The sequence below is a fragment of the Micromonospora sp. NPDC049580 genome, from assembly GCF_040675595.1.
In the GTDB taxonomy this organism is placed as follows: Bacteria; Actinomycetota; Actinomycetes; order Mycobacteriales; family Micromonosporaceae; genus Micromonospora.
The window spans coordinates 1-7,408 of the sequence record NZ_JBFAPG010000324.1; the positions used below are offsets into that span (position 1 = coordinate 1).

The following is a 7,408-nucleotide window of genomic DNA, read 5'->3' on the forward strand; positions in this document are numbered from 1 at the left end:
AGGTCGGTGGCGACCTGGTCGTTGCGCGACCGGCCGGCGCGCAGCTTGCCGCCGAGGCTGCCCAGGCGCTCCAACAGGCCCCGCTCCAACGCGGTGTGCACGTCCTCGTCGTCGACTGTGGGCCGGAACGCCCCCGAGGCACAGGCCGCCTCCAGGTCGTCCAGGGCCGCCAGGATCCGGCCCAGCTCCTCCGGGTCGAGCAGGCCGGCGCCGGCGAGGACCCGGGCGTGCGCCCGGGAACCAGCGATGTCGTACGGGGCCAGGCGCCAGTCGAACTGCACGCTCACCGACAGTCGGGCGAGCGCCTCCGCGGGGCCGCCGGCGAACCGGCCACCCCACAGGCTCGTCCGGTTGGTGCCGGCGCTGTTCTCGGTGAGGCTCTTGTCGTCCACGCCGCCCATTGTGGTCCCCATGGTCGTCAGCCATCCAGCCGGGCGTCGCGGGCCGCAGCCATCCGACTCGGAAGGCCCCACAGCTGCACGAAGCCCTTCGCGAGGGACTGGTCGAAGGTGTCGCCGGTGTCGTAGGTGGCCAGTCCGAAGTCGTAGAGGCTCTCCTCGGAGCGCCGGCCGGTGACGGTGGCCCGGCCGCCGTGCAGGGTCAGCCGCACCTCGCCGCTCACGTGCCGCTGCGCGTCGTCGATGAACGCGTCAAGCGAGTCCTTCAACGGCGAGAACCACAGGCCGTCGTAGACCAGCTCACCCCAGCGCTGGTCCACGCTCTTCTTGAACCGGGCCAGGTCCCGCTCGACGGTCACCGCCTCCAACTCCTGGTGGGCGGTGATCAGCGCGATCGCGCCGGGAGCCTCGTACACCTCACGGCTCTTGATGCCCACGAGGCGGTCCTCGACCATGTCGAGCCGGCCCACGCCCTGGGCGCCCGCGCGCCGGTTCAGCTCCAGGATCGCCTGGTACGGGGTGACGGTCTCGCCGTCGATCGCCACCGGCACGCCGCCGTCGAAGGTGATCACGATCTCGTCGGCGTCGCGGGGCTCCGCCGGGTCGTCAGTGTACGAGTAGAGGTCCTCGATCGGGGCGTTCCAGATGTCCTCCAGGAAGCCCGTCTCCACGGCGCGGCCCCACAGGTTCTGGTCGATCGAGTACGGGGACTTCGCCGACACGTCGATCGGCAGCCCCTTCTCCTCGGCGAACGCGATCGCCTTGTCCCGGGTCCAGGCGAAGTCGCGGGCCGGGGCGATGATCTTCAGCTCGGGGGCGAGCGCGCCCAGGCCCACCTCGAATCGGACCTGGTCGTTGCCCTTGCCGGTGCAGCCGTGCGAGACGATCGTCCCGCCGTGCTTGCGCGCCGCCGCCACCAGGTGCTTGACGATCAGCGGCCGGGACAGCGCCGACACCAGCGGGTAGCGGTCCATGTAGAGGGCGTTCGCCCGGATGGCCGGCACGCAGTAGTCGGCGGCGAACTCGTCGCGCGCGTCGACGACCTCGGACTCGGCGGCGCCGCAGTCCAGGGCGCGCTGCCGGATGGCGTCGAGGTCCTCCCCGCCCTGCCCGACGTCGACCGCCACCGCGATCACCTCGGCGCCGGTCTGCTCGGCCAGGTAGGGAATCGCCACGGAGGTGTCCAACCCCCCGGAGTACGCGAGGACGACCCGCTCGGTCATGACGTGGTCCCTTCAACGGTGTCGTCCCGGCGGGCCCAGCCGGCGAGCTTGTCACCGAGCGCGGCCCCGCCGACGGCCTCGCGGGCCACGACGAGGATGGTGTCGTCGCCGGCGATGGTGCCGACGATCTCGGGCAGGCCCGCCCGGTCCAACGCGCTGGCCAGGTACTGGGCCGCGCCCGGCGGGGTGCGCAGCACGGCGATGTTGCCGCTGGCGTCCACCCCGTTGAGCAGTTCCCGCAGCAACCGCACCAGCCGGGCCGGCGCCGCCTCGGCGTCGCGCAGCGGGCGCTGGCCGTCCTCGGGGATCAGGTAGACGGCCGGACCGTCGCCGCCGCGCACCTTGACCGCGCCCAACTCCTCCAGGTCCCGCGAGAGGGTGGCCTGGGTGACCCCGACGCCGTCGGCGGCGAGCAGGTCGGCCAGTTCGGTCTGCGACCGCACGGGCCGGTCCCGGATCAGCTCCACGATCCGGGCGTGCCGGGCGGCGCGGGTCAGCGGGGCGCTCATCGCGTCGTCCCGGACGCCGCGAGCAGGAACGTCAGCAGCGCCTTCTGGGCGTGCAGCCGGTTCTCCGCCTGGTCGAAGACCGCGCTCTGCGGGCCGTCGAGCACCTCGTCGGTGATCTCCTCGCCGCGGTGGGCGGGCAGGCAGTGCAGCACGATCGCGTCCGGTGCGGCCTGGCCGAGCAGCTCCTTGTTGACCTGGTACGGCAGGAACGGGGTGACCCGGTCCAGTCCGTCGGCCTCCTGCCCCATCGACGTCCAGGTGTCGGTGGCGAGCACGTCGGCGTCGCGGACCGCCTGGGCCGGGTCGGTCAGCACCCGTACCGACCCGCCCGTGCCGGCGGCGATCTCGGCGGCCTGCCGCACCACCGCCGCGGCCGGCGCGAACCCGGCCGGGCCGGCGATCCGCACGTGCATCCCGGCCGTCGCCCCGGCCAGCAGGTACGACTGCGCCATGTTGTTGGCGCCGTCGCCCACGTAGGTGAGGGTGCGGCCGGCCGTGCCGCCGCAGCGCTCCCGGATGGTGAGCAGGTCGGCCAGCAGCTGGCAGGGGTGGAAACCGTCGGTGAGCGCGTTGATCACCGGGACGCTCGCGCCGCTCGCCACCTCGGCGATCCGGTCGTCGCCGTGGGTGCGCAGGACGATGGCCGCGACGTAGCGCGACAGCACCCGGCCGGCGTCCGCGAGCGTCTCGCCCCGACCGAAGTGGGTGACCTGGGTGTCCACGACCAGGGGGTGCCCGCCCAGCTCGGCGATGCCGGCGTCGAACGAGATCCGGGTGCGCAGGCTCTGCTTGTCGAAGAGCACCGCCACCGAGCGGGGGCCGGCCAGCGGCTGGTGGCCGAAGCGGTCGGCCTTCATCCGCGCCGCCAGGTCGAGCACGCTGGACTGCTCGGCGGGCGAGAGGTCGTCGTCGCGCAGAAAGTGCCGGATCATGCGGTCGTCCTCGTCGTGGTGGTGGTCGGCGTCCGGTCGGTTCCAACGGCCGTCGCGTCCAGAGCCGCCGGGAGCGCGGCGAGGAAGGCGTCGACCTGGGCGGCGGTGAGGATCAGCGGCGGGGCGAGCCGGAGTACGCCCGGCTGCACCGCGTTGACCAGGAAGCCGGCGTCTCGCAGCGTCTCGGCGAGCACCGGCGCCACCGGCGCGGTGAGGGTCACGCCGAGCAGCAGCCCGGCCCCGCGTACGCCGTCGATCAGCGGGTGGCCCAGCGCCTCGACGCCCCGGCGCAGCCGTTCGCCGACGCGCTTGACGTGGTCGAGCAGCCCCTCGTTGGCGATCGTGGCCACCACGGCGAGGGCGGCGGCGCAGCTCACCGGGTTGCCGCCGAAGGTGGTGCCGTGCGAGCCGGGGGTGAGCAGGTCGGCGGCACGGCCGAAGGCCAGCGTCGCGCCGAGCGGCAGCCCGCCACCCAACCCCTTGGCCAGGGTCACCACATCGGGCTCCACACCCTCGGCCTGGTGGGCGAACCAGTGCCCGGTGCGGCCGATGCCGGTCTGCACCTCGTCGAGCACCAGCAGCGCGCCGTGCCGGTCGGTGATCCGCCGCGCCGCCGCCAGGTAACCGGCCGGCGGAACGACCACGCCGTTCTCGCCCTGGATGGGCTCCAGGATGACCATGGCGGTGGCGTCGGTGACCGCCGCCTCGAGGGCGGCGACGTCACCGAAGTCGACGTGGGTCACCTCGCCGGGCAGCGGCCGGAACGGGTCGGCCTTGGCGGGCTGGCCGGTCAGCGCGAGGGCGCCCATGGTGCGACCGTGAAAGGCGCCGTTGGTGGCGACCACGTGACTGCGCCCGGTGCGCCGGGACAGCTTGAACGCGGCCTCGTTCGCCTCCGCTCCGGAGTTGGCGAAGAAGACCCGGCCGGGCCGGCCGGCGAGCGCCAGCAGCAGCTCCGCGAGGGCGACCGGCGGCTCGGCGACGTAGAGGTTGGAGACGTGCCCGAGCGTCGCGACCTGCTTGGACACCGCCGCCACCACCGCCGGGTGGGCGTGACCGAGGGCGTTGACAGCGATCCCGCCGACCAGGTCCAGGTATTCCCGACCCGCGTCGTCGACCACCACTGCCCCCGCGCCGGAGACCAGCGCCAGCGGCGGCGTGCCGTAGTTGTCCATCATGGACTGCGTCCAGCGTTGCAGCAGGCTGCTCATGCCCCGACCATCCCGTCCTGAAGCACCACCATCGTTCCGAACCCCTCCGAGGTGAAGACCTCCAGCAGCGTGGAGTGCGCCACCCGCCCGTCCACGACGTGCGCGGCGGGCACTCCCCCGCGCACCGCCCGCAGGCAGGCCTCCATCTTCGGCACCATCCCCGACTCGAGACCGGGCAGCAGCTTGGCCAGGTCGTCCGCGGTGATCTCGGAGATCAGGCTGGTGGTGTCCGGCCAGTCCGCGTACAGGCCGGCCACGTCGGTGAGCACGACCAACTTGCGGGCCCGCAACGCGACGGCGAGGGCGGCGGCGGCGGTGTCCGCGTTGAGGTTGTGCAGGACCCCGTCGGCGTCCGGCGCGACAGTGGAGATCACCGGGATCCGACCGGCGTCGATGAGGTCGGTCACCGCCGACACATCCACCGACTCGACGTCGCCGACCTGGCCGACGTCGACCGGCAGCCCGTCCACGTACGCGGGGCGGCGCACCGCGGTGAACAGCCGGGCGTCCTCGCCGGAGAGCCCGACGGCGAACGGACCGTGCGAGTTGATCAGCCCGACCAGCTCCCGGCCCACCTGCCCGACCAGCACCATCCGGACCACGTCCATCGCCTCGGCGGTCGTCACCCGCAGGCCGCCCCGGAACTCGCTGGCGATGCCGAGCCGGCCCAGCATGGCCGAGATCTGCGGGCCGCCGCCGTGCACCACGACGGGCTTCAGACCGGCGTACCGCAGGAACACCATGTCGGCAGCGAACGCCCGTTGCAGCGCCGGCTCGGTCATGGCGTTGCCGCCGTACTTGACCACCACTGTGGAGCCGGAGAAACGCGCCAGCCAGGGCAGGGCCTCGATCAGCGTCTCCGCCTTAACCTGGGCGCGGGTGAGATCGCCGCTGAGACTCATGTCGAGTACGCCGAGTTCTCGTGCACGTACGCGTGGGACAGGTCGTTGGTCCAGATCGTCGCCACCGCGTCGCCGGCGTGCAGGTCGATCCGGATCGTCACGTCCCGGCCGGTGAGGTCGACCTTCGAGCGGTCCTCGGCGGCAGCGCCGCCCCGGCACACCCACACCCCGTTGACGGCGACGTCCACCTCGTCCGGCTCGAAGGCGGCGGCCGTCGTGCCGACCGCCGCGAGGATCCGGCCCCAGTTCGGGTCGTTGCCGAACAACGCCGTCTTGACCAGGTTGTTGCGGGCCACCGAGCGGCCCACCTCGACGGCGTCGTCCTCGTCGGCGGCGCCGACCACGTCGATGGTGACCTGCTTGGTCGCGCCCTCGGCGTCGGCGATGAGCTGCTGTGCCAGGTCGTGACAGGCCGTCGTGACCGCGGCGGCCAGCTCGTCCAGGGTCGGCTCGATGCCGCTCGCGCCGCTCGACAGCAGCAGCACGGTGTCGTTGGTGGACATGCAGCCGTCGGAGTCGACCCGGTCGAAGGTCACCCGGGTGGCCGCGCGCAGCGCCTCATCCAGCAGAGCCGGCCCGGCCACCGCGTCGGTGGTGAGCACGCACAGCATGGTGGCCATGCCCGGCGCGAGCATCCCGGCGCCCTTGGCCATCCCGCCGACCGTCCAACCGCTGCCGCGCGCGACAGTGGTCTTCGGCCGGGTGTCGGTGGTCATGATCGCCTCGGCGGCGGCCGGACCGCCGTCGCGCGACAGACCCCGGATGGCCGTACGGACCCCGGGCAGCAGCTTCGACATCGGCAGTCGCTCACCGATCAGGCCGGTGGAGCAGACCGCCACCTCGCCGGCGCCGAGGAGGAGCCGCGGGCTGACCGCGCTCAACGCGGAGGCGGTGTGCTCGGCAGTGGCGTGGGTGTCCTGGAAGCCGGCCGGACCGGTGCAGGCGTTGGCGCCACCGGAGTTGAGCACGACCGCCCGGACGACACCGCCCTGCACGACCTGCTGGCTCCAGCGCACCGGCGCCGCCTTGACCCGGTTGGTGGTGAAGACACCGGCGACACCGGCGTCCGGGCCGTCGTTGACCACCAGGGCGACGTCGGCGCCACCGCTGGCCTTCAGACCGGCGGCCACCCCGGCCGCCCGGAAACCCCGAGGGGCGGTGACGCTCATGGTGCGACTCCCCAGATCGACAGGCCCGTCGTCTCCGGCAGGCCGAACATCAGGTTGGCGTTCTGCACGGCCTGGCCGGCGGCGCCCTTGCCGAGGTTGTCCAGTGCGCTGAGCACGATCAGCCGACCCGAGTCGACGTCGACGGTCGCCTGCAGGTGGCACGAGTTGGAACCCAGGGTGGCGGCGGTGTGCGGCCAGCGCCCCTCCGCCAGCACGTGCACGAACGGCGCGTCCGCGTACGCCTGCGCCAGCACCTCCTGCGGGTCGACGCCGCGCGCCGGTACGGCGGTGACCGTGGCCAGGATGCCGCGCGGCATCGGCGCGAGGACCGGCGTGAACGACAGACCGGTCGCCCCGGTCGCCTGCTTGATCTCGGGCACGTGCTGGTGGGTGCCGACCCGGTACGGCGACAGGTCCCCCTGCACCTCGCTGGCCAGCAGGTGCGGCTTCGCCGCGCGGCCCGCGCCGGAGGTGCCCGAGGCGGCGACCACCACGACGTCGGCGGGGTTGGCGACGCCGTCGGCGAGCAACGGCGCGAGCGCCAGGGTGATCGCGGCGGCGTAGCAGCCGGTGTTCGCCACCCGGGTCGAGCCGGCGATCAGCTCCCGCTGGCCGGGCAGCTCGGGCAGCCCGTAGGTCCACTGGCCGGCGTGCGTGCCGCCGTAGTACTGCGCCCAGGCGTACGGGTCGGCGAGCCGGTGGTCGGCGCCCAGGTCGACGATGCGCACCTCGGGCGGCAGGTGGGCCGCGAGGGCCGCCGACTCGCCGTGCGGCAGCGCCAGGAAGACCAGGTCGGCGTCGGCCAGGGTCGACGGGTCGGTCTCGCCGAGCACCAGGTCGAGCCCGGTGAGCTGCGGGTGCACCACGTCGACGCGGTGCCCGGCCTGGCGGTGCGCGGTGGCGGCGACCAGATCGAACTCCGGGTGCCCGGCGATCAGGCGCAGCAGCTCGCCTCCGGCGTACCCGCTCGCTCCGGCGACCGCGACTCGGATCCCCATACTCACCTCCGCATGACTATGCAACGAAGGCTAGCAGCCCTGATCGAAGGGCTGCAAGTTCATGCA

8 protein-coding genes are annotated in these 7,408 nt (G+C 73.3%); all 8 read right to left on the reverse strand.

Annotated elements, in window-relative coordinates; all coding sequences use genetic code 11:
* Positions 1-401 (reverse strand): lyase family protein (locus AB0J68_RS22695; RefSeq protein ID WP_363940404.1); only part of this gene is annotated, 401 nt, incomplete at its 3' end.
* 17 nt (positions 402-418) lie between these two features.
* The gene (locus tag AB0J68_RS22700; protein WP_363940401.1) at positions 419-1,621 is read right to left on the reverse strand and encodes an argininosuccinate synthase; all 1,203 of its coding nucleotides are present in this window, start codon (positions 1,619-1,621) and stop codon (positions 419-421) included.
* The gene (locus tag AB0J68_RS22705) at positions 1,618-2,130 is read right to left on the reverse strand and encodes an arginine repressor (protein ID WP_355067116.1); all 513 of its coding nucleotides are present in this window, start codon (positions 2,128-2,130) and stop codon (positions 1,618-1,620) included. The genes AB0J68_RS22700 and AB0J68_RS22705 overlap by 4 nt, the downstream gene beginning before the upstream one ends.
* Entirely contained in the window at positions 2,127-3,062 is a 936-nt protein-coding gene (gene argF, locus AB0J68_RS22710) for an ornithine carbamoyltransferase (protein WP_355067115.1), read from the reverse strand. The genes AB0J68_RS22705 and argF overlap by 4 nt, the downstream gene beginning before the upstream one ends.
* Positions 3,059-4,273 carry an acetylornithine transaminase gene (locus tag AB0J68_RS22715; protein WP_355067114.1) on the reverse strand — a complete coding sequence of 405 codons (1,215 nt, stop codon included), beginning with the start codon at positions 4,271-4,273 and terminating at the stop codon, positions 3,059-3,061. The genes argF and AB0J68_RS22715 overlap by 4 nt, the downstream gene beginning before the upstream one ends.
* On the reverse strand, positions 4,270-5,175 hold the full coding sequence (gene argB / locus AB0J68_RS22720) for an acetylglutamate kinase (protein ID WP_355067113.1): 906 nt from the start codon (positions 5,173-5,175) through the stop codon (positions 4,270-4,272). The genes AB0J68_RS22715 and argB overlap by 4 nt, the downstream gene beginning before the upstream one ends.
* A complete protein-coding gene (gene argJ / locus AB0J68_RS22725) occupies positions 5,172-6,344 on the reverse strand; it encodes a bifunctional glutamate N-acetyltransferase/amino-acid acetyltransferase ArgJ (protein WP_363940402.1) in 1,173 nt (390 codons plus the stop codon). Before argJ ends, argB begins: the two co-directional genes overlap by 4 nt.
* Positions 6,341-7,342, reverse strand: coding sequence for an N-acetyl-gamma-glutamyl-phosphate reductase (gene argC, locus AB0J68_RS22730; protein WP_363940403.1), 1,002 nt, complete (start codon positions 7,340-7,342; stop codon positions 6,341-6,343). The genes argJ and argC overlap by 4 nt, the downstream gene beginning before the upstream one ends.
* Between the last annotated feature and the right edge of the window lie 66 nt (positions 7,343-7,408).